This is a genomic window from Halobacillus halophilus DSM 2266 (assembly GCF_000284515.1).
Lineage (GTDB): Bacteria > Bacillota > Bacilli > Bacillales > Halobacillaceae > Halobacillus > Halobacillus halophilus.
In genome coordinates, this window is the sequence record NC_017668.1 from 832,711 (window position 1) to 853,337 (window position 20,627).

Below are 20,627 nucleotides of genomic sequence, written 5' to 3' on the forward strand. Positions count from 1 at the left end.
ACAAAGACAAAACAGAAGGAGGTAGTTATGATGATTACACTAATTAAAAATGCAGTCCTATATACTCCTGAGTTTTCAGGTGAAAAAGATGTCCTGATCGCTGATCAGCGAATTGCAGAGGTAAGTGACTTTATTGACATATCAAGCAAAACTGATTCCGTCCGAGTGATCGAGGCTGAAGGTAAAATGTTAACTCCCGGCTTTATAGATGGTCACGTGCACATTACGGGAGGGGGCGGAGAAGGAAGTTTCCGCTCCCGCACTCCTGAATTAAAACTGACCGATGCTACGAAGAATGGAGTTACGACAGTGGTCGGTGTGATCGGCACAGATGGAACCACCCGGACAATGACTAACTTAGTAGCAAAAGCGCGGGCTCTCCAGGAGGAAGGACTCTCTTGTTACGTTCATACCGGGTCCTATCAGGTTCCTGTGAAAACATTGACGGGTAAAATAGAGGATGATCTGATTCTGATCGATCTTATTATTGGCGCGGGTGAAATAGCCATCGCCGATCATCGGTCTTCCCAGCCGACGGTAGAGGAAATGGCTAAAATAGCTTCCCAGGCAAGAATTGGTGGAATGCTCGCGGGAAAAAGAGGGGTAGTCAACGTTCACGTTGGAGACAGTAAAGATGGCTTGTCTTTAATAGAAGAGGTCGTTTCCACTACGGATATACCGATCAGTCAATTTTATCCTACCCATATTAATCGGACACCGAAGTTATTTGAAGAGGGTATTAACTATGCCCTTAAAGGCGGGGTTGTAGACTTTACTACCAGCACGATTCCTAAATTTATAGAAGATGGTGAAGTAAAAAGCAGTGAGGCACTGAAGAGGATGCTCGACCGTGGTGTTCCTGTAGAGCAGATTACATTTACATCCGATGCGCAGGGAAGTCTGCCGGATTTTGATCAGAAAGGTAATCTCACTGGCATGAAAGTGGGCAGAATCCAATCCCTTTATGAAGCCTTTAAAGAAGCGGTGAAGCAGCACGGGGTCCCATTAGAGGATGCTCTAAAAGTAATTACCTCAAATCCTTCACGTATTCTTGGACTTCATAATAAAGGAATGGTTGAAGCCGGAAAAGATGCTGATCTTGTCTTAATGGATCCTAAGAATCTTGAAGTTCATACAGTATTCGCTAAAGGGCAGGAAATGGTAGCGGACGGAGAAGTTATGGTGTACGGTACGTTTGAATAAGTTAAGCAGGGAAAACCTGAACCTTAAAGACTGTCATCAAAAAAAGTGATTCATGTTCTTTTCATATGGTATTCTTAAATTACTAGATACTAGATGAAAGGATTGCCAATCAATTGAAAATCCTATCGAAGCTAATAAGTTTTACTGTTTTCATAGCGACTCTTGGGCTGGTCGTCTATATCCTGATTCCAGAGATTGAAAAGCAATGCCCGGGCTCTCCTTTTGCGAAAAAAGATGTGCCTGTGCCTGAGGAACTTCATCCCAGAGTAGTAGAGTATAAAGAGGAGCTGGTAGCTCGAGCTGCAGAACAGGGGATAGAAATGGTAATCACGGATGGACACCGCTCAGTTGAAAGTCAAAATGAGCTTTATGCACGGGGACGCTCCGAAGAAGGCAAAGTCGTGACACATGCCAAGGGAGGCGAATCCTATCACAACTATGGACTTGCCATTGATTTTGCCCTGCAAACGGACAATGGTGTGGTTTGGAATATGGAAAGAGACGGCAACGGAAATGGAAAGTCAGACTGGATGGAAGTCGTGGCGATTGCGAAAGATCTTGGTTTTGAATGGGGAGGGGACTGGTCGAACTTTAAAGATTACCCTCACCTACAAATGGACTTTGGTTTAACGATCCGAGATTTAAAATACGGGAAACGCCCGAACGTTGCTGAGTATGCCGATAACTAAAAATAACACTATTCATTTTCACAGATAAGCTCCCGATACTTGAAGACTCAGTTTCGAGATAACTTGGGTCCGTCGCCAAAAAAGGATGAGGGCGGCTACGGAAACAACTCGCTTTCCTACGGGGGAACGGTGAGCTTCCTCGCTCGTTTCACTCCCTGCGGGATCTCACCTAGTCCCTTCTCCCGTGGGAGTCTCGTCGTTTCCTTCGCCGCCCGAACGATAGCTGATGAGCGGACCCTGCTATAAAAGAAAGGAGCCATGCTGCATCTGCCTCAAATGCTTCTATAACAGGGTTCCTACACATAAACACACGCAAAAACAAGTGTGGATCTCGTTCATTGGAAGGCGATTATGGAAAGATTTTCGAGCTCTCCATGATCGCAAAGGTCCGGAGGGGGACGGTGAGACTCCTGTGGGATAAACATGATCGGTGAGACTCCGGAAGTCGAAGACTGAGGAGGCTCAGCACATGCCCACGGAAAGCGAATCGTCCCCCGCAGGACCTTTCCTCTCATAAAATATCTCGAATTCGAGTCTTACACAATCCGGTCCTATTGCTTAATAAGCTTTATATAAAAATCAACAATAAACAAAAAGCAGTGTCTCCTATGAAGGGGAACACTGCTTTTTGTTTATTGCTGATACGTTTCGTATGGTTTAATCATGGCGTGAATGGTTTCCGTATAAGGCATGGACAAACCGACTTCACTTCCAAGCCGTAAAGCTCCACCATGGAGATGTTCTACCTCAAGCGGCAGACCTTTTCTCCGGTCCTGATGCATGGAAGAAGTCATGTCATGATCAAGTTTACGTAAATTTTCAAACGCTTTCGCCGCCTGCTCATCTGTTAAACTCACCTGGTGAGCATTAGCAAGTTCCTTCATTTCAAATAGAACATGTTCCGCAATACGTAAAGTCTGAGGATAGGATCGAATTTCCCCAATTGGTTGATTTACAGCCGTCGTAATGCCTGAAAAAGCAGAAATGAACATATACTTTTTCCACATATCCTCTAGAATGTTGGGGCTTATACTTCCGTTAAGGTTAGCCTGATTACAAGCAAAAGCAAGTTCTTCACATATGGATTGCTGGGAAGGGTGTAATGGTCCGAACACAAGATCGTGAAATTCGCTGGAATGTATGACATGTCCTTTTTCATCAAGCGTTGCAATAATATAGGAAAGTCCGCCGATCACGGCTTCTTCACCCAGTTCTTTCTGAAGAATACTAATATGCTCCATACCATTTAGTACTGGGAAAACCTTGGCTCCCTTTTGAACCAACTGCTTCAGCCAATCCAGGGTACCATGAAGATGATAGCCTTTGACAGCAAGGAAGACTAAGTCAGCATCTTCAATTTCCTCGGGATCTCTGGCAATGGCTGGTTCGGGAACGGTATAGTCTCCCATTTTGCTATGTAACTGTAATCCGTGTGCCTCCAGTTGTTCGGCTCTTCCTTCTCTTACAAGATTGACGACTTCATGTCCAGCTTCTTGCCAGCGTGCACCAAAGTATGCACCTAAAGCGCCTGCTCCTAATACAACGATTTTCATTTCCTCCACCTCCAATAAATTGTAATTCTATGATAGCACGTCTGCTTGATGACTACACTTAAAATGGAAAGCTATGTAATTAAAAACACCCTCAAAGTTATTGAGGGTGTTTGGTAGTGAAAGAAGAAGTGACCACACGAGTCATTTCTACAAGATCTTTAAGATATTCATCCAGGTAATGAATCATATCATTCGATTTTACACTTTTCATCACTTCGTAATAATGATCCTCGCTGTTGAATACAGATTGTGCCATAAGCAACTCTTCATCCTCATCGACCTCCATTAAATTGAGCACTCCCATAGAACCTTGTCTGCCGGTAAGCATATTGGAAAAGTAGACATGATGGGAAATGGTGCCGTGAGATTCCAGGATGTCGCCGCTTTTTCTAGTCATCTTCACGAATTGTTCCACGTTCTTTTTTTTGACTCTAAAGAAACAAAGTACTGTATACATAGACGCATCCTCCTCTATTATAGAAAGATTGGTAAATACATTTTCTGGTGTGATGAGATGGTGTTATTATTTAGCCAGCTTTGCTCTTTTATCCGTGCCAGAAGAAATTCCAGCATCTATTAAGAGTACGATAGCTGTCGTCGTATGCATAATCCAGCCAATGAATGGGATAACTCCTATGGCACTTGTGACAAGGCCCAGGATACTTCCTACGAAAAAGCGATTTTCTCTAATGGATACTATTAAGGTGATTAAGTGAAAAATAAACATGAATAGAAGGGGAGCCCAGCCATTCCCTAACACAAAAGCACCACCGGCAATCGGGATGGCCAAAAATGCTTCGCAGGCTCCGGTTATCCATTTTAATAGTGTTGATGGTTTCATAATGAGATCCTGCTCCTTATCAAAAAATCTGTCCTAATCGGGTTCGTGCAGCAGCATCTTAAGCTGAAGTCCTAGTTTTATTCTATCAAATTAGACGCGTTTGTCCATAAAAGTAATTATGGAAGGGCATAATGAATTCACATATAAAGAAACCTTGCGAGTGTGACGTCGCAAGGCACATCTTTATTCCATATATCTGGAGGCAGCTGAATTGAGATCAAAGGGAAATAGGTTCTTGGACGCGCGCTTCTTCTAAATTCAAAATCTATTAGTTAGTAGACGCTTTTTGCAATTTTTGAATCATCTTCAGAGATTTCCCTGTCCCAATAGCAACGGATTCAAGAGGACTTGGAGCCATATGAACAGGTACAGAGATTTCATTTGATAACCATTCTTGCATGCCGTTCAATAACGCTCCTCCTCCAGTCAGGATAACGCCATGATCAACAATATCACCGCTTAGTTCTGGCGGGCAGTCTTCAAGTGTAGCTCGAATGGTTTCCAGTAACTGTTCCAATGACTCTTTAATGGCTGATTGAACTTCAGTCGATGATAACTCGATCGTTTTTGGAAGACCGGTAACCATGTCGCGTCCACGAACATCCATGGTAACTTCAGGATGATCGATTAATGCATAGCCAATTTCCATTTTAATTTCCTCTGCTGTCCGTTCACCAATCAGTACATTGTAAGCTTTTCTTACGTAATGAATAATTTCTTCGTCCATCACATCTCCGCCGGTTCGTATCGATCTACAGGACACAACGCCGCCGAACGAAATGATGGCTACTTCACTTGTTCCTCCGCCAATATCTACAATGACGTTGGCGATCGGCTCATCAACAGGCAGATCGGCCCCAATAGCAGCAGCTATAGGTTCCTCAATTAGATGAACATTTCTTGCTCCATAACTCTTAACGGCATTATGGATAGCCCGTCGTTCAACAGAAGTTGAGCCAGAGGGGGTACAGATGACCACTGTGGGTTTGCGCATGGACATTCCTGATTTTTTTGATACTTTTTTCAACAGCTCTTTTAACATTTGAGCTGTTAAATCATAATCAGCGATGACGCCGTCACGCAGAGGACGCACAGGGATGATATGTTTAGGGGTTTTACCTACCATTTCTTTCGCTTCTTTACCAACGGCTACGACAGTCTGAGTTTCTGTGTTATAAGCTACCACAGATGGCTCGTTTAAAAGCATACCTTTAGATTTAGAATAGATAAGTATATTGGCTGTACCAAGATCAATTCCAATTTCAGCATTTGAAAACATTATGGCGTACCTCCAAAGATGGCATTTTCTAGTTTATTTTATAAACTAATAGTAACGTTTTTTACACAGAAGGTCGATACAAAAATCAATCTTTCTGACAATGTAGTTTTATAGGCCTACTTCCATGTATAATATAGGCAACGAAAAAGAAGGAGTTTTATAATGGACCGTTTTTTAAAACATCACGAAATCCTGGAAAAGTGTGAACGGCTCAATCAATCCTACGAAATTGACCCGGCTTTTTTTGATAACATCATAGATGAATTGCTAGATAGTGAGGCGGAGACCGAAACGGTGATATTACAAGGCTTTCAAAATCTGCTTAAAGAGGTTGATCATGAAATTAACCGAATGGAGTCATTCAGTGGAATGGAGGCGAACTGTTTTAAGGGCTGTGCCTTCTGCTGCTACTTTCCAATCGTTCTCAGCCGTATGGAAGCGAAAATGATGTTTCGTTCTATTGAACAATTTTCTGAGCAAAGAAAGAATGCGATCTTTGAGCACTGGGAACGATATTACAATCAGCAGGCGGGGAAGCTTGATACCGCTCTTGCTATGGATCCGGATGATCCAAATACGAAGCTTGAATACAAAAAGCTCAACCTTCCTTGCCCAATGCTTGATCCGGAAACGCAGTTGTGTATGGCATATGAGGTTCGTCCCATTCCTTGCCGTACTTATTTAAATTACAGCGACCCTAAAGTATGCGCAGAGAATCACATGCCAAAAGAACCTTTCAGCTACGAATTTTTGTACACCTATTATTTTGGAGCGATCAATGAATTAGTTCAGGCTTTGTATGAAAATGGAGAAGATGTATTTGTTGATTACCCAAGTGATGCATGGAGCTACGATTATCTCCCGGCATGGGTGAAAAGCTATAGAGAGGGGACATTGAATGAAATATAAACTCTTGTCTTTGAATGTAGGACGCCCTGAGGTGTATGAGACAGAGAAGGGGGAACTGGAAAGTGCCTACCGGAAGACCCCCGTTCAGGAAGCAGCTTATTTAACGTATTATAATTTTGAAGGCGATGAGCAGGCAGATAAGAAAAATCATGGTGGAAGAGACAAGGCCGTTTGTCTTTATCCAGCTCAGCATTATAAGCATTGGGACGAGCACTATGGTCAGTCTTTTTCTTTTCCAGCGTTTGGTGAAAACTTGACGGTTGAAGGAATTGATGAGCGCGAAGTTCATATTGGAGATCAATTCCAACTGGGGGATGCGCTTTTGCAGATTTCAGAACCTAGAAAGCCCTGTTATATTATTGCACGTACTCACGGTATTAAAGATTTTCCGGCAAAAGTCATGGAAACAGGTTATACCGGTTTTTACCTGCGTGTTTTGAAAGAAGGAAAAGTTACACCAGGAGACGATATGACACTTGTGGAACATCACCCATCAGCAGTTACCGTAGCTGATGTGAATGAGGTACGTTATCACGATGTGAATAATCCTCATAAGCTTAAGCGTGTGATTGAAGTTGATGCCTTAGCAAAAGGTTTACGTGATTCCCTGAGTGAACACCTGCATAAAATAAAGGAGGAGCTGTAGCTGTGAACGAATGGATGGAAAAAGCATTAAAGCTTGCCGTAACGAACGTGAGAGAAGGCGGGCATCCTTTTGGAGCAGTACTCGTTAAAGATGGAGAAGCGATAGCCGAAGGGGTTAATGAACTGCATATAAAGCCGGATGTAAGCGCGCATGCAGAACTAGTAGCTATACGAAAAGCTCAGGAACATCTACGGACGACAGATTTAAGCGACTGTACTCTGTATGCAAGTGGCGAACCGTGTCCCATGTGTCTGACCGCTGCTTACTTCGCCGGTATTAAAGAAATTCATTTTGCTCAAACTGTTGAAGAAGCTTCCCGAGCAGGATTGTCATTATCGGGTAAGGTGTATGAAGAGTTGACAAAACCTAAGGACTCAAGAGAAATAAATTTTATTCATGAACCAGTACAAAATTCTGATTTGGATGCGATGGATTTGTATTCCAGGAAAACGTCTGAATCCGAATAAGGGGAGGCGAAGCTGTGGATTTTGGTCATATTATCGAAGAAAAAATCAAGCAGTCTATGGAACTTGGAGATTTTGAGGACCTTCCGGGTAAGGGGAAGCCTTTACCAAAAGATGATCTCGCTTACGTTCCCGCCGAGCTCAGAAATGGATACCGTATATTAAAAAATGCTCATATGCTTCCTGAGGAAATGCAGTTAAAAAAAGAAATAGTACAGTTGGAAGAACTTCTTGCAGAAATCAAGGACCCAGAACGAGCAGAGCGTTATAAAAAAGAGTTATCCGAGAAGAGAATCCGATTTGATCTAATGATGGAAAAGAGGAAGGTTAACCAATCAGGAGCCTACCGTCAATATAGTCATAAAATCCACAGGAACTTTGGATTCTGAAAACACAGTTTAAGGACTGTGTTTTTTTATTGGGCTATTATTATTTTTAATGAGTGATTACTCACTTTACTTTTTCATAATACTGGTGTTTAATAAAAGTGAGTAATCACTCGCAACATAAAAAAGGAGGCGGACATATGAGTTTTATTGTACAAATGAACAATATTTCACATAAGTTCGGAAAGACCATCATTCTTCAGGATATTAATCTTTCCATTAAAAAAGGTGAGATCTTTGGGCTTTTAGGTCCTTCAGGATCCGGAAAAACAACTATCGTGAAAATGATGACAGGGATTCTGTCACCTGGGGAGGGCGAAGTGTATTTAAATAATGAATTGATGCCCTCACTTAAACAAATGAAGAGATACGGATTCATGGCTCAATCGGACGCTTTATATCAAGAGTTAACAGCAAGAGAAAACTTGGACTTTTTTGGTTCATTGTATAAATTATCTAAATCAAAAAGGAAACATCGTATTCAGGAGGTTATGGATATGGTGGATTTAACGAAACATCTTGACCAGCCGGTCGAAACCTATTCGGGTGGTATGAAAAGGAGACTTTCTCTTGCAGCCGCACTTATTCATGAACCGGAAATCATTATTCTGGATGAACCGACGGTAGGAATTGATCCTGTACTAAGACAATCAATATGGCAGGAATTATACCGGTTAAAAGAAAGTGGTGTAACCATCATTGTCACCACTCATGTTATGGATGAAGCAGAAAAGTGTGATCGTCTGGCGATGCTGCGTGATGGAAAGGTTATTGCCGTAGATTCCCCTGAACATTTAAAAGAGGGGATTGGTGCTTCAACCATCGAAGAAGTATTTCTGCATTATGGAGGTGCTGCTCAATGAATACGTGGACGTTAATGAAACGAATACTAAAGCAGTTTCGCCGGGATAAAAGAAGTATGGCGTTAATGATTGTAGCTCCGATCTTTGTACTTACGTTGATGTGGCTTGTACTCGATGGGGATAGTAAAACGCTTAATGTGGCACTTGTGGATGTCCCGGAGCCTTTCCAGGAAACGCTAGAGGAATCGGAACTCCAGTTGACTTCCATGAGTTTGGCAAAGGCGGAGAAGGAAATAGATGATGGGGCGATTGATGCATTCCTTCAGTGGAAAGAGCAAAAACCTTATTTGATATTAGAAGGAAGCGATCCTAATACAGCCGGTGCTATAAGAAATGAGCTGCAGGCAGCTGCGCCAAATGATCCAACTAAAGAAATGAATGTAAGTTTCTGGCATGGTTCGGAAGATATGGAACTGTTTGATTACATCGGCCCCGTACTAATTGGTTTCTTCGTTTTCTTTTTTGTGTTTATTGTAGGTGGTGTATCTTTCCTTAGAGAGCGGACTCAAGGAACATTGGAACGCTTGTTAGCATCCCCGATTAAACGTAGTGAGGTCGTCTTTGGCTATCTAGGAGGCTTCGGTTTGTTTACGATTCTGCAATCCATTTTAATTGCCGTTTTTTCCATATATGTGTTGGAGGTTTATATGACTGGTTCGCTGATGTACGTACTGTTAATTACCTTTTTATTAGCTCTTACTGCCCTTAGTCTGGGAACGCTCCTTTCTGCATTTGCCAAAAATGAATTTCAAATGATTCAATTCATTCCTCTTGTAATTGTCCCTCAGGTTTTCTTTTCTGGACTTTTTCCAATTGAAGGACTTGCCGTCTGGCTGCAGGCTATAGGCCGGATTATGCCGCTCACATATGGAGCGGAGGCACTAAGGGGGATCATGCTGCGTGACGAAGGTCTCGCAGAGTTTCAGCTCTCTATGTATATACTAATCGGTTTCGTTGTTCTCTTTACCCTTCTCAATATATTCGCGTTAAAGCGGCACAGACGTCTATAATGGTACTAGAGAGCCTGAGAAGCGAGGAGGACTCACGTGAGTGAATTTGGAGAAATTTATAATGCAATAAATGAAGCCCAGGATGGAAAGGGGTTAACACCTAAGCAGGAACAAATACTAAAAGCAGCCGTGGAAATATTTGCGGAAAAAGGATATGCTTCTTCGTCTACCAGCGAAATAGCAGCAAGAGCCGGAGTGGCTGAAGGGACAATTTTCCGTCATTATAAAACAAAAAAAGATTTATTATTTTCTATTGTGACCCCTTTTATGACCCAATTTACTGTTCCCTTATTAGCGAGTCACTTTACAAAAGAAGTTTTTGACGAACCTCCGGAAGGTCTAGAACCATTCCTTAAGAAAATTATTAAGAATAGGTTTGAATTTGCTAGGGAGAATGCTCCCTTATTAAAGATTGTATTACAGGAAATCGCTTTTCAGCCTGAACTTCAATCCCGTTACGAATCTGTATTTCTTGAGGAAGTTTTTCCTAAATTTGAACGTGCATTAAATGAATTGAAAGAGCAGGGGAGCGTGATCGATTTCCCTAATCGTTCGATTATCCGGATGATTATTTCTACGGTTGTCGGCTTCCTGGTGACCCGCTTTCTTCTTGCTCCTGAAAGCGAATGGGAGGACGAAGAGGAATTAGATCGAACCATTCATTTTATTATGTATGGATTAGGAGGAAAATAACGTTTCCACGAAAGGTCCAGCAAAAATCTGCTGGACCTTTTATTGGTCCGGGTGGTTCACTGGTTAAACAAGAATCAGCTCTGGGTATAATAAGAAGAAACGGAACTGGAGGGATTAGAAATGTGTGGAAGGTACACTTTATTTTCTCAAGAAGCTCAAATAGCAGAGGAATTTGGAATTGCTCATTCAATTGAAGATTATCAGCCGAGATACAATATTGCGCCTGGCCAGAAGGTGCTCGCTGTTATTCATAATGGTAAGGAAAAGAAAGCGGGCTTTATGTATTGGGGACTGGTACCTTCGTGGGCGAAAGATCCTAAGATTGGTTATAAGATGATTAATGCCCGGAGTGAAACGGCTCACGAAAAGCCAAGTTTCAAGCATTTAATGGCTAAGAAAAGATGTCTGATTATCGCAGACAGCTTTTATGAGTGGAAAAAAACTGAAAATGGAAAACAGCCTCTCCGTATTTACCCGGAAAATCGCGAACTATTTGCATTTGCGGGCCTTTGGGATCAATGGAAAACGGATGAAGAGGAACGCTTTACATGTACCATACTAACTCAGGAAGCGGACCGTTTTATGGCGGATATTCACCACAGAATGCCGGTGATCCTATCGAAGCAGGCACAGGAAAAATGGATTGAACCCTTTAAATGGACGCCTGAAGAAGCTCATGATTTTGTGCAGGAAATCGATGTGGAAGAATTGAAAGCTTACGAGGTGAGTGATTACGTGAATGCTGCCCAGCATGAAGGTGATGAATGCATCAAGCCTTTAGTCTGATCATGTGGTAATATTATCTTTTTATATTCGATTTATTCAGGTATACTTTACCTATTAAGCGTTGTTATATGAGGAGATATAAAATGTGGTGAATAAAAATACCCAGATCGATTTAGAGAGAATCACCCATATTTGTAATCAGCTTGCCTCAAGGACGGGAGACCCTGCTTCCTTCAGTCTTTTGGAAGAAGTGAAGAATATTACGTTCCCATACATAAAGGAATATGAAGAATTGGAAGCGAGTCGGGTTCTTCAAATACTGGATTTCTCGCGTACACTTGAAGCTATTGTGAATGTAGTATTTAAAGTGAAAAAGAAGGAAGGTCAATCGTTCTGCTATGATCTGTTTGAGGGGAAATTGGCGAAAGATATAGGGTTGACTACCGCTTTGGTTAAAGGAAAGAGTTTAGAAGAACTGTTTACGTACGAACAGGCTGCTTTCTTTCGCCAAAAATATGCCCTGGCGTTTTCCGGACAGACGATATCTTATAAGCATCTATATAAAGGAAGGTATTTCGAGACTACACTCTCTCCTGTAGAGGAAAATGGAAGAGTAATTGAGATTATCGGGAGTGCAGTTGAGGTAACTTCTTATGAGGAAGCAGAGCAGAGGCTTGAACACATGGCTTCTCATGATCATTTAACCAATCTTCCTAACCGAAACAGGCTTCAAAAAGATCTTAGAAATTCCACCAGTGCCGGAAGTCCGTTTACAATCATTTTTTGTAACCTGGATCGATTCAAGTATGTCAATGATACGATGGGACATATAGCTGGCGACCAGGTGCTGCTATTGGTGGCTGAGAGGATACAACGTTCGCTTTCTGTAAAAGATCAGCTGTATCGTTTAGGGGGAGATGAGTTTGTCATTTGCTTGATGGGGATGCATACGCAGTCTGAGATTGTGAGACTTGGGAAAGAGATTTTACAAAATATCCGACATCCCATCAACTTGCTGGGCAGACAGTTTTTTATTACCGCAAGCCTTGGGGCAGCGCAATGTCCTAAGGATGGATCTTCAGCAGCCCGATTGCTAACTAGCGCAGATGTTGCCATGCATTTCTGTAAACAAAATGGCCGGCATAATTTATTGTTTTATCTGCCTAATATGAACAAGCATTACGAAAAAGTAATTACGTTGGAAGGGGATTTGCGTCAGGCTCTTACCCAGAATGAACTCTATTTGCACTATCAGCCTAAAGTGGACGTTCGAACGGGTTATATAAGCGGAATGGAGGCTTTAGTAAGGTGGAAGCATCCGGAGCAAGGGTTGATATCTCCTGCAGAATTTATCCCAGTTGCTGAAGAAACAGGATTGATAAACCAGCTGGATGAATGGGTATTGAAAGAAGCCTGCAGGCAGAATCAGGAGTGGATTGAGCAGGGTTATGCCCCGGAACGAATGGCTGTGAACGTATCGGCAAATGAGATTCAAAGACATGATTTCACGGAAAATGTAAAGCAGATTTTAGTTGAAAGCAGGATGGATCCTCAGTACTTAGAAATTGAAGTAACGGAAAATAGTGTTATGAGGAATACGGAACAATGTCTTCAAACCATGCAGGACCTTAAATCAATCGGGGTATCCTTATCGATTGATGACTTTGGGACAGGGTACTCATCGCTAAGTTATCTTCGCCAGTTTCCTATTCACTATTTGAAGATTGACCGGGCTTTTATTAAAGGAGTACTGACCGACCCGAGTGACGCGGAAATGGTCAAAGCGATGATTCAGCTGGCCGAGGCTTTCAAATTGGAAGTTGTAGCAGAAGGAATAGAGGATCAGGAAGTGCTGGATTTCTTAAAAGAAAATGAGTGTGCTTACTATCAAGGTTATCATTTCAGTAAACCACTGCCTCCTCACGAGATGGAAAAGCTGCTGGTCAAAAAGCAGACCTACTCCTAATAAAAGCCTTTAAAATTTCCTTTGTTTTGACTCTGTTAAAGTTTGTTGTTGATTTTTCATAAGAGGCTTATTACGCAAAAGGGCCAGTTACTGTAAGACTCAGTTTCGAGATATCGTGTGGAGAAAGGGGCTCCAGGGAACGGCTCGCTTTCCGTGGGCATGTGGTAAGCTTCCTCAGGCTTCGCCTTCCGGGATCTTACCGATCATGTTTATCCCACAGGAGTCTTCGCCGTTCCCTTCCGCCCCTTTGCATTATGAAGAGCTCGAAAATCTCTGCAAAATCTCCTTCTAATGAACAAGGATCATCTATCTTTCTCCCTGAATTTTAACGGTTGATTACGCGTAGAGACCCTATAATAGAAGCATTTGAGGCAGATGCAGTATAGCTCCTGTCTCCTATAGGATGGTCCGTTCACTAGATATCGTTAGGGTGGCGAAGGAAACGACGAGACTCCCAGGTGTTAAAAGCGGAAGCACCTTGGTCAGCGTCGTATGGACTGGACGTTCAAATGTGGAGGTGCCCTGTCCAGCATCGACAAGCTTAAGAACGACCATGACAGGAAGGGCTCTTCTTCCTGTCATGGTTGGACTTAAGACCTCGAGAGGCTAGGCACCGAAACTAGCCTGGAGCTGGATAGCACTCCACGCCGTTTAGGCATTGGTTTATGACTACACCTATCCTGAGTGTAAGAACGGGAGAAGGAGCTAGGGGAGACCCCACAAGGAGTGTTAACGACTGAGGAGGCTTATTGTTAAAGGAGGATCGACTAAAATCGCCACGTCCTGTGGCAACATCGATCGACCCTACGTCTTGTAGGGCCGTAGGAAGCGAGTTGTTTCCGTAGTCGCCCTCACCATTTTTTGGCAACGGACCCGAGTTATCTCGAAACTGAGTATTACAGAAAAGGGAGCTTATCCTTAAAATCAACACGAATCATTAACATAGCCTTTATTATAAGGCTATGTTAATGATTCGTGTTGATAGATGTATAAAGAAAGGACCTGACAATAGGGGGGTTCTTTAGAATAATGACTTTGAGGTGATGGTATATGGAATCTATCTACCATCTTGGAATAAACCATAAATCGAAATTCATAACTAAAGCGCTGTAGAGGTTCCATAACGAATGAAGAAGCAATCCAGGTATGATTGATTTAGTCCTGACGTATAGAATGCCAAGTAATAATCCGAAAACCCCTGCGGAAAAGGGAGAGAACGGATGGTTTACCGTAAAAATAAGCATTTGTAAAATAACAGCTATCCAAGTGTTCACCCATTTACTGAAGAAAGCAATCAAGAATACTCTGTAAAAAAACTCTTCAATAATAGGGACTACCAAAACTCTTGCTATTACGTACAATGTAAAACCCAGAATGGGATATTGAAAATGAGTGATGTATGGGATTTCCAAATTGTAAAATATACGCCAACTGTTAGAAATCAATATTTCATAATCATAGGTGATTTTCATAATTAGGTATTGAATAAGTAAGAATCCAATTATGTAGACCCAAGTCATTTTCAACGATAATGAAGTTAATACAAATGAATTTAGAAACATTTTACGAATGACGGGAAATAATAAGGTTATCATCAGAGGAACGAGCGCGACGATTATTTCCTTTACATACGTGTTGTAATGAAACGCGGGTGAAGTATCGATTCCTACTAATTCAGTTACTGTGTAAAAGGAAACCGCGGTCACTATGCAATACAAAAACATAAATAAGCTTTCTTTATCATTTAACCTTTCCACATTGTCACCCCATTACATTGTTATACGTGTTCGTACAACAAAGGTTTCATTAATATGGAAAAACACCTTCCCAACTTATCTCAAAACTAAGTCTTCAACAATCCGGCCCGATAGTGGAAGAAGCGCCTATGACAAATCAACAGCGAAGTTTTACATATAAAAAAGCAGGCCGGCATAACTCCGGACCTGCTTTTTGTTTAATTGGTGTATTGTGCTTGTTTTTCCTGCTCGCGTTCTTTCTTCGCCACTTTAAGGAACTTGGTTGTTTCAGCCCCCACTACTCCCGATAGAAGCAGTAAGCCAATTAAGTTTGGAAAGGCCATCAGCCCGTTCATCACGTCTGCAAACTTCCAAACCGTATCAAGCTGGGCGACGGCTCCGACAAATACGAATAATACAAATACAATCTTGTATAATCCTAATCCTCGCTGGCCGGTTAGGTAGCCGAAACATTTCTCCCCATAATAGGACCAGCCTACAATAGTGGAGAAAGCAAAGAAAACTAAGCCGATCGTCACGATATAAGAACCAACATCACCTAGGAAGACACCGAACGAAGCGGTTGTAAGATCGGCTCCATCCAGCTGACCTTTGTACTGCCCGGCCATAACAATGGTCAATCCGGTCATCGTACATACAACGATAGTATCAATAAATACCTGGGTCATGGAAACTAGTGCCTGACGTCCGGCGTAATCTGTACGTGCTGCTGCGGCCGCAATAGGAGCCGATCCTAAACCGGCTTCATTGGAGAAAACTCCGCGCGCCACACCAAAACGAATGGCTGTTCCAAGAAGACCACCGCCAACCGCACTGCCGGTGAAAGCATCATTGAAAATCGTGCCGAAGGCTGGCAGTACCAGATTCAAGTTCATAACGATAATAATAAGAGCACCAACAATATAAAAAACAGCCATGATAGGAACAAAGAAAGCTGTTACTCTTCCGATACTGCGGATCCCACCTAATAGAACAAGTCCGGCAAAGAATAATAAAATGAGTCCAGTTACCCAATGGGGCACGCTGAAGCTTGTTTCCATCACATCAGATACCGAGTTCGATTGAACCATGTTGCCAATTCCAAAAGCAGCTACGGCTCCAAATATGGCGAATAAGACCCCCAGAGGTTTCCCGAGCCATTTCGTTTTCAGTCCTCTGGACAAGTAATACATGGGTCCGCCTGCCATGTTTCCATTTTGGTCGGTAATCCGGTATTTAACGGCGAGAACGGCTTCGGCATATTTAGTAGCCATCCCGAACACGGCGGTAATCCACATCCAGAACACTGCTCCAGGTCCACCGAGGAACACGGCTGTTGCTACCCCTGCGATGTTACCAGTCCCAATTGTCGCGGCAAGTGCCGTGGTTAATGCCTGGTAATGAGAAATGTCTCCTTTTTCATTTTTCTTTTCCTTAGCTGGTTTAAAAGCCAGCTTTAAAGCGTAAGGAAGAGTCTTAAATTGCAGAAACCCTAGCCTTAGAGTTAAGTATACACCGGTACCAACCAACAGAATTAATAAAACTGGTCCCCATACAATCGCGCTTGCTGCATCAAAAAAGTTGTATAATACTCCTTGTTCCTCCATGAATATCCCCCTTCAATTTTTAGCAAATTATGTCTATATATAAAATATTCCGAAAATTATGTATAAAAGTCAAGGAATTTTCAAATTTAGGGGGGATAAATCTTGGTTTACAATCACAACTTGGGGGAAATTATCCACTATAGTTGTCGATTTAATGCAGGAATTGAACAGGATTCATAGAAATTATTAAACATGAAATACTATACTTGGGGGCTTTGGAAATGATCCGTGTACTTTTTGTTTGTTTAGGCAATATATGCCGATCTCCTATGGCTGAAGCCATATTTAAAGACTTAGTTAAAAAGGAAGGACTGGAAAAAGAAATTTCAGTTGATTCCGCCGGGATAGGTCACTGGCATGAAGGCTCCATTCCTCATGAAGGGACAAGAGCTATCTTAGACGAGCATTCAATTTCCTATGAAGGAATGAGAGCTCGACAAGTTGCAGAAGCGGACTGGGACGATTATGATTATCTTATTGCTATGGACAGTAAAAACATTCAGGATCTTCATTCTATCCGCGAGAAAAATGGAGTGACCATAGCTAAATTGTTGGATTATACATCTCACGAAGAAGCAGATGTGCCGGATCCTTATTTTACCGGTAATTTCCAATATGTGTACGAACTGGTGAGTGAAGGTTGCTCCCGCTTACTTGAACAAATAAAAAAAGATAACCAATTATAAGGAGGAGTCGTTATGGGACAGCAAAAGTTATGGAAAGGTGTATGGATCGGAGCTTTGGTCGGTGGAGCTCTTGTACTAATTGACAAGGATACAAGGCAGTACGTAGGTGTGAGATCACGAGAAGCCGGCACGAAGTATAAGGGTTACGTGACCAATCCATCAGACGCTATCCATTCGGTAAGGGTAAATTATGAACAATTTTCTAAACGGGTAAGCAAAGGATTAGAAGATTTAATTGAAATATTGAATAAAGCAGAGGACATACTGAATAGAGTAGGAGAGATCAATCAAGAAGTTGAACAGCAATTGAAAGCAGTAGATGATCCAAAAGAAGCTTCTTAAGTTAGGGTGATGGAAAATCATGAATAGCGTTTTAACATTTGGAAAAGAGCTGCTGACCCGTTTTAGAGATGATGATGTTGCGGGGCTGGCAGCTCAGCTTGCTTACTTTTTCCTGTTATCATTATTCCCATTTATGATTTTCCTGCTTACGTTGCTTGGTTATTTAAATATTGATGAAGAACGTGTTCTCGCTATAATTAGTACTTACGCTCCTCCTGAAACCTTTGACCTGATTACAGAAAATGTGACTTCCCTGTTGAAGAGCGGTAGCGGAAGTCTCTTATCTGTAGGTATCCTCGGTACATTGTGGGCAGCCTCTGTCGGTGTGAGTGCCATCATACGTGCTTTTAACCGCGCCCATAATGTAGAAGAAAACCGGCCTTTTCTTGTAACAAGGTTTATAGCGATTATTTTAACTATTGCTATGGTTCTCGTTATTTGTATTGCCTTTTTATTGCCGGTTCTTGGACATACGGCCGGAGTTTTCATCTTTTCTACTTTTGGCTTATCAGAAAGCTTTATTGAGGCCTGGGGAATGCTTCGATGGGCCATTTCGTCTATCATCTTTTTCATTGTATTATCCTTTTTATATGTAACCGCTCCAAGTCTCCGTTTGAAATACAGGGACGCAGTGGCCGGTGCCGTTTTTGCAACTGTCGGGTGGCAGCTGGTTTCCTTACTGTTTTCCTTTTATGTAAGCAGTCTGGGGAACTTTTCAGCTGCTTATGGAAGTTTGGGCGGGGTCATTGTCTTAATGATCTGGTTTTACCTGTCCGGCATCGTCATTATTTTAGGCGGCGAAATCAATGCTATCTTCCGCCGGCGTCGAAGAGATAAGAAATATTCCTAAACCAAAATAAAAAAACAAACATTCCCGGACCCATAGGTGAGCCGGGAATGTTTGTTTATTTTAATAAACGCAGACCATTTAGAATAACTAAAATGGTACTTCCTTCGTGTCCAACTACACCAAGGGGAAGGTCAATAACCTGAAGGAAATTGCTGATAATCAGCAGCATGATTATGGTTATGGAGAAGACCACATTCTGCTTAATAATGCGATTCATGCGTGAAGACAATTTTCTTGCCTGGGAAATCCGTGAAAGGTCGTTTTTTATTAAAACAACATCCGACGTTTCAAGAGCTACATCCGTGCCTCCTCCCATAGCCACACCCACGTTTGCTGTAGCAAGGGCTGGAGCATCATTAATTCCGTCGCCTACCATAGCTACCTGCGTGAAGTGAGCTTTTAGTTTTTTAATTTCATCTACTTTTTTCTCAGGGAGCAGTTCGGCAATATAGTGGTCGACTCCGGCTTCTGACGCAATAGCTTGAGCAGTGGCTGAGTTATCCCCTGTCAGCATAATGGTATAAACACCTTGTTTCTTTAATTCTTCTATCGCCTTTTTTGTATCCTCTCTAACTGTATCCTTCATAGCAAAAACAGCTGCAATTTCGTTATTCTTTTTTACAAAAATAACGGTTTTACCTTGTTTCGCTAATGTTTTAGCAATCCCATTCTGAAATAGATAGGCTTCCTCTTTTCCTACAAATTCAGGTTTTCCTACTTTCCATTCATTTCCTTCATGAAACGCTTTTACACCGTTTCCGCTTATATCCTGCATGTGTTCCACCGAGCTTAAAGGCACTTCCTCCTGTGAAGCATACCGGACGATAGCCTGGGCAATAGGGTGGTTCGATTCCTGTTCGATGGAAGCTGCAATAGAAAGGATCATCTCTTTATTTTCTTCTTCTGCATATAACGCATCGGTTACCTCAGGTGTTCCATTCGTCAACGTTCCTGTCTTATCAAACGCAATCGCATTCAGATGAGCCAGGTTCTCCAGATGTACACCGCCTTTAAAAAGCAGCCCGTGACGTGCGCCGTTTGAAATGGCGGACAATGTAGCCGGCATTATGGAAGCTACTAAAGCGCAGGGAGAGGCCACTACAAGCAGGATCATGGCTCTGTAAATCGTATCCATCCAGCTCCAGCCAAATAAAAAATGGGGCAGGAATAACATTACCGCGACTACACCAAGTACAATTTTCACATAAGTACTTTCAAAACGCTCAATAAAAAGCTGAGAAGGGGATTTCTCGCTTTGTGCGGATTGAACCATGAGTATAATTTTCTGGAATAGCGTGTCTGTTGATTTCTTGGTTACTTCAACAGTTAAACTCCCATTTAAATTAACGGTGCCTGCGAATACTTCTTTATCAATGCCCTTTGTTACAGGGAGCGACTCTCCAGTGATGGCACTTTCATTTATCGCACTTGAGCCTTTAATGATCGTTCCATCAGCCGGGATGCGTTCACCTGGTTTTATTAAAATACGATCGTTCACGTAGAGATCGGTTACGGATACGACTTCGTATCCCTCTTCCGTCACCTTCAGGGCTACTTCGGGCTGCAGATCCATTAAGGAAGAGATTTCTTTCTGGCTTTTATTTAACGTGTACGTTTCGAGGGCTCCACTTAACGCAAAGATGAAAATGAGAATGGCTCCTTCTGTCCAATAGCCGATAGCAGCAGAACCAATGGCAGCTAAAATCATGAGCAGTTCAACGTTTAGTTCTTTTTCATGTATGGTGTCTTCGAGTCCTTCTTTGGCTTTAGCAAATCCGCCGATCACGAAAGCAGCGAGATGAAGAAAAACAAAAACACTTTCAGAAATGGAACTGGATAACAGCCACGCGGTTAAGACTAGGACTCCGCTTAGTAATGCGGCCAGCAGCTCTGCGTGTGTTTTCATGAATTTCCAAGATGGGCGAATGAAATGGCTCTGGATAGGAAATGAGCTGGATTCAGAGGACATAATTCTCAACTCCTTAATATAATTGATAACGATTATCATAAACAACTAGTTGCAAAACAGGATTTCTTAGAATTATAAGCATTTTAAATTAAAATAATTATAATCTGATATATATTATTAATATACCACTAAATCGTGCGTAGTCAAGTGCAGAACAAGCACTATTTTTTGACAATGTAGGAAATCAATAACCGAGCAAGCTGGTTGAT

Annotated in this window: 21 protein-coding genes; 14 read left to right on the forward strand and 7 right to left on the reverse strand. The window is 42.1% G+C overall.

Annotated features, from left to right (window positions below; genetic code table 11):
- Positions 1-30 precede the first annotated feature (30 nt).
- Positions 31-1,203, forward strand: a complete 1,173-nt coding sequence (gene iadA / locus HBHAL_RS04125) for a beta-aspartyl-peptidase (protein ID WP_041601193.1) — start codon at positions 31-33, stop codon at positions 1,201-1,203.
- Positions 1,204-1,316: 113 nt separating this feature from the next.
- Positions 1,317-1,892: a M15 family metallopeptidase gene (locus tag HBHAL_RS04130; RefSeq protein WP_014642094.1), complete on the forward strand. Its 576-nt coding sequence runs from the start codon at positions 1,317-1,319 to the stop codon at positions 1,890-1,892.
- Between the two features lie 632 nt (positions 1,893-2,524).
- On the opposite strand, the gene HBHAL_RS04135 is transcribed toward HBHAL_RS04130, so the two are convergent.
- From HBHAL_RS04135 to mreBH, 4 genes are all read right to left on the reverse strand, one after another.
- Positions 2,525-3,445 carry a ketopantoate reductase family protein gene (locus tag HBHAL_RS04135; RefSeq protein WP_014642096.1) on the reverse strand — a complete coding sequence of 307 codons (921 nt, stop codon included), beginning with the start codon at positions 3,443-3,445 and terminating at the stop codon, positions 2,525-2,527.
- A gap of 97 nt (positions 3,446-3,542) precedes the next feature.
- Positions 3,543-3,902 (reverse strand): DUF1428 family protein, encoded by a 360-nt coding sequence (locus tag HBHAL_RS04140; protein WP_014642097.1) that lies wholly within the window; start codon positions 3,900-3,902, stop codon positions 3,543-3,545.
- Between the two features lie 66 nt (positions 3,903-3,968).
- On the reverse strand, positions 3,969-4,286 hold the full coding sequence (locus HBHAL_RS04145) for a hypothetical protein (RefSeq protein WP_014642098.1): 318 nt from the start codon (positions 4,284-4,286) through the stop codon (positions 3,969-3,971).
- Between the two features lie 268 nt (positions 4,287-4,554).
- Positions 4,555-5,565, reverse strand: a complete 1,011-nt coding sequence (mreBH, locus tag HBHAL_RS04150; RefSeq protein ID WP_014642099.1) for a rod-share determining protein MreBH — start codon at positions 5,563-5,565, stop codon at positions 4,555-4,557.
- A gap of 162 nt (positions 5,566-5,727) precedes the next feature.
- Here mreBH and HBHAL_RS04155 point away from each other — a divergent pair, with 162 nt between their 5' ends.
- From HBHAL_RS04155 to HBHAL_RS04195, 9 genes are all read left to right on the forward strand, one after another.
- The gene (locus tag HBHAL_RS04155; RefSeq protein ID WP_014642100.1) at positions 5,728-6,474 is read left to right on the forward strand and encodes a YkgJ family cysteine cluster protein; all 747 of its coding nucleotides are present in this window, start codon (positions 5,728-5,730) and stop codon (positions 6,472-6,474) included.
- Positions 6,464-7,120: an MOSC domain-containing protein gene (locus HBHAL_RS04160; protein WP_014642101.1), complete on the forward strand. Its 657-nt coding sequence runs from the start codon at positions 6,464-6,466 to the stop codon at positions 7,118-7,120. Before HBHAL_RS04155 ends, HBHAL_RS04160 begins: the two co-directional genes overlap by 11 nt.
- A 2-nt stretch (positions 7,121-7,122) precedes the next feature.
- The gene (locus tag HBHAL_RS04165; RefSeq protein ID WP_014642102.1) at positions 7,123-7,587 is read left to right on the forward strand and encodes a nucleoside deaminase; all 465 of its coding nucleotides are present in this window, start codon (positions 7,123-7,125) and stop codon (positions 7,585-7,587) included.
- Between the two features lie 14 nt (positions 7,588-7,601).
- Positions 7,602-7,973 (forward strand): DnaJ family domain-containing protein, encoded by a 372-nt coding sequence (locus HBHAL_RS04170; RefSeq protein WP_014642103.1) that lies wholly within the window; start codon positions 7,602-7,604, stop codon positions 7,971-7,973.
- 137 nt (positions 7,974-8,110) lie between these two features.
- Complete coding sequence (locus tag HBHAL_RS04175; protein WP_014642104.1) at positions 8,111-8,833, forward strand: ABC transporter ATP-binding protein; 723 nt, start codon at positions 8,111-8,113, stop codon at positions 8,831-8,833.
- Positions 8,830-9,843, forward strand: coding sequence for an ABC transporter permease (locus tag HBHAL_RS04180; protein WP_014642105.1), 1,014 nt, complete (start codon positions 8,830-8,832; stop codon positions 9,841-9,843). The genes HBHAL_RS04175 and HBHAL_RS04180 overlap by 4 nt, the downstream gene beginning before the upstream one ends.
- A 54-nt stretch (positions 9,844-9,897) precedes the next feature.
- Positions 9,898-10,536: a TetR/AcrR family transcriptional regulator gene (locus HBHAL_RS04185; RefSeq protein ID WP_051005625.1), complete on the forward strand. Its 639-nt coding sequence runs from the start codon at positions 9,898-9,900 to the stop codon at positions 10,534-10,536.
- 120 nt (positions 10,537-10,656) lie between these two features.
- Positions 10,657-11,322 (forward strand): SOS response-associated peptidase, encoded by a 666-nt coding sequence (locus HBHAL_RS04190; RefSeq protein WP_014642107.1) that lies wholly within the window; start codon positions 10,657-10,659, stop codon positions 11,320-11,322.
- An 85-nt stretch (positions 11,323-11,407) separates the two neighbouring features.
- Complete coding sequence (locus HBHAL_RS04195; RefSeq protein ID WP_014642108.1) at positions 11,408-13,228, forward strand: sensor domain-containing protein; 1,821 nt, start codon at positions 11,408-11,410, stop codon at positions 13,226-13,228.
- Between the two features lie 1,061 nt (positions 13,229-14,289).
- Here the strand turns inward: HBHAL_RS04195 and HBHAL_RS04200 are convergent.
- Both HBHAL_RS04200 and HBHAL_RS04205 read right to left on the reverse strand, forming a co-directional pair.
- Positions 14,290-14,985 carry a CPBP family intramembrane glutamic endopeptidase gene (locus HBHAL_RS04200; RefSeq protein WP_014642110.1) on the reverse strand — a complete coding sequence of 232 codons (696 nt, stop codon included), beginning with the start codon at positions 14,983-14,985 and terminating at the stop codon, positions 14,290-14,292.
- A gap of 197 nt (positions 14,986-15,182) precedes the next feature.
- Complete coding sequence (locus tag HBHAL_RS04205; RefSeq protein WP_014642111.1) at positions 15,183-16,571, reverse strand: alanine/glycine:cation symporter family protein; 1,389 nt, start codon at positions 16,569-16,571, stop codon at positions 15,183-15,185.
- A 221-nt stretch (positions 16,572-16,792) separates the two neighbouring features.
- Between HBHAL_RS04205 and HBHAL_RS04210 the strand changes: the two genes are divergently transcribed.
- Genes HBHAL_RS04210 through HBHAL_RS04220 form a run of 3 tightly spaced genes read left to right on the forward strand, consistent with a single transcriptional unit; the run spans position 16,793 to position 18,449 of the window.
- Positions 16,793-17,257, forward strand: a complete 465-nt coding sequence (locus HBHAL_RS04210; protein WP_014642112.1) for a low molecular weight protein-tyrosine-phosphatase — start codon at positions 16,793-16,795, stop codon at positions 17,255-17,257.
- Positions 17,258-17,269: 12 nt separating this feature from the next.
- Positions 17,270-17,599: a hypothetical protein gene (locus tag HBHAL_RS04215; RefSeq protein ID WP_014642113.1), complete on the forward strand. Its 330-nt coding sequence runs from the start codon at positions 17,270-17,272 to the stop codon at positions 17,597-17,599.
- 19 nt (positions 17,600-17,618) lie between these two features.
- Positions 17,619-18,449, forward strand: coding sequence for a YihY/virulence factor BrkB family protein (locus HBHAL_RS04220; RefSeq protein ID WP_014642114.1), 831 nt, complete (start codon positions 17,619-17,621; stop codon positions 18,447-18,449).
- Between the two features lie 55 nt (positions 18,450-18,504).
- Here the strand turns inward: HBHAL_RS04220 and HBHAL_RS04225 are convergent, their stop codons facing one another.
- On the reverse strand, positions 18,505-20,418 hold the full coding sequence (locus HBHAL_RS04225) for a heavy metal translocating P-type ATPase (protein ID WP_014642115.1): 1,914 nt from the start codon (positions 20,416-20,418) through the stop codon (positions 18,505-18,507).
- Positions 20,419-20,627 lie beyond the last annotated feature (209 nt).

Bases quoted from the DNA above. Each gene is read 5' to 3' on its own strand.
- iadA (WP_041601193.1), top strand. From the start codon at position 31: ATGATTACACTAATTAAAAATGCAGTCCTATATACTCCTGAGTTTTCA.
- HBHAL_RS04135 (WP_014642096.1), bottom strand. From the start codon at position 3,445: ATGAAAATCGTTGTATTAGGAGCAGGCGCTTTAGGTGCATACTTTGGT.
- HBHAL_RS04140 (WP_014642097.1), bottom strand. From the start codon at position 3,902: ATGTATACAGTACTTTGTTTCTTTAGAGTCAAAAAAAAGAACGTGGAA.
- HBHAL_RS04145 (WP_014642098.1), bottom strand. From the start codon at position 4,286: ATGAAACCATCAACACTATTAAAATGGATAACCGGAGCCTGCGAAGCA.
- mreBH (WP_014642099.1), bottom strand. From the start codon at position 5,565: ATGTTTTCAAATGCTGAAATTGGAATTGATCTTGGTACAGCCAATATA.
- HBHAL_RS04155 (WP_014642100.1), top strand. From the start codon at position 5,728: ATGGACCGTTTTTTAAAACATCACGAAATCCTGGAAAAGTGTGAACGG.
- HBHAL_RS04160 (WP_014642101.1), top strand. From the start codon at position 6,464: ATGAAATATAAACTCTTGTCTTTGAATGTAGGACGCCCTGAGGTGTAT.
- HBHAL_RS04175 (WP_014642104.1), top strand. From the start codon at position 8,111: ATGAGTTTTATTGTACAAATGAACAATATTTCACATAAGTTCGGAAAG.
- HBHAL_RS04180 (WP_014642105.1), top strand. From the start codon at position 8,830: ATGAATACGTGGACGTTAATGAAACGAATACTAAAGCAGTTTCGCCGG.
- HBHAL_RS04190 (WP_014642107.1), top strand. From the start codon at position 10,657: ATGTGTGGAAGGTACACTTTATTTTCTCAAGAAGCTCAAATAGCAGAG.
- HBHAL_RS04205 (WP_014642111.1), bottom strand. From the start codon at position 16,571: ATGGAGGAACAAGGAGTATTATACAACTTTTTTGATGCAGCAAGCGCG.
- HBHAL_RS04210 (WP_014642112.1), top strand. From the start codon at position 16,793: ATGATCCGTGTACTTTTTGTTTGTTTAGGCAATATATGCCGATCTCCT.
- HBHAL_RS04215 (WP_014642113.1), top strand. From the start codon at position 17,270: ATGGGACAGCAAAAGTTATGGAAAGGTGTATGGATCGGAGCTTTGGTC.
- HBHAL_RS04220 (WP_014642114.1), top strand. From the start codon at position 17,619: ATGAATAGCGTTTTAACATTTGGAAAAGAGCTGCTGACCCGTTTTAGA.
- HBHAL_RS04225 (WP_014642115.1), bottom strand. From the start codon at position 20,418: ATGTCCTCTGAATCCAGCTCATTTCCTATCCAGAGCCATTTCATTCGC.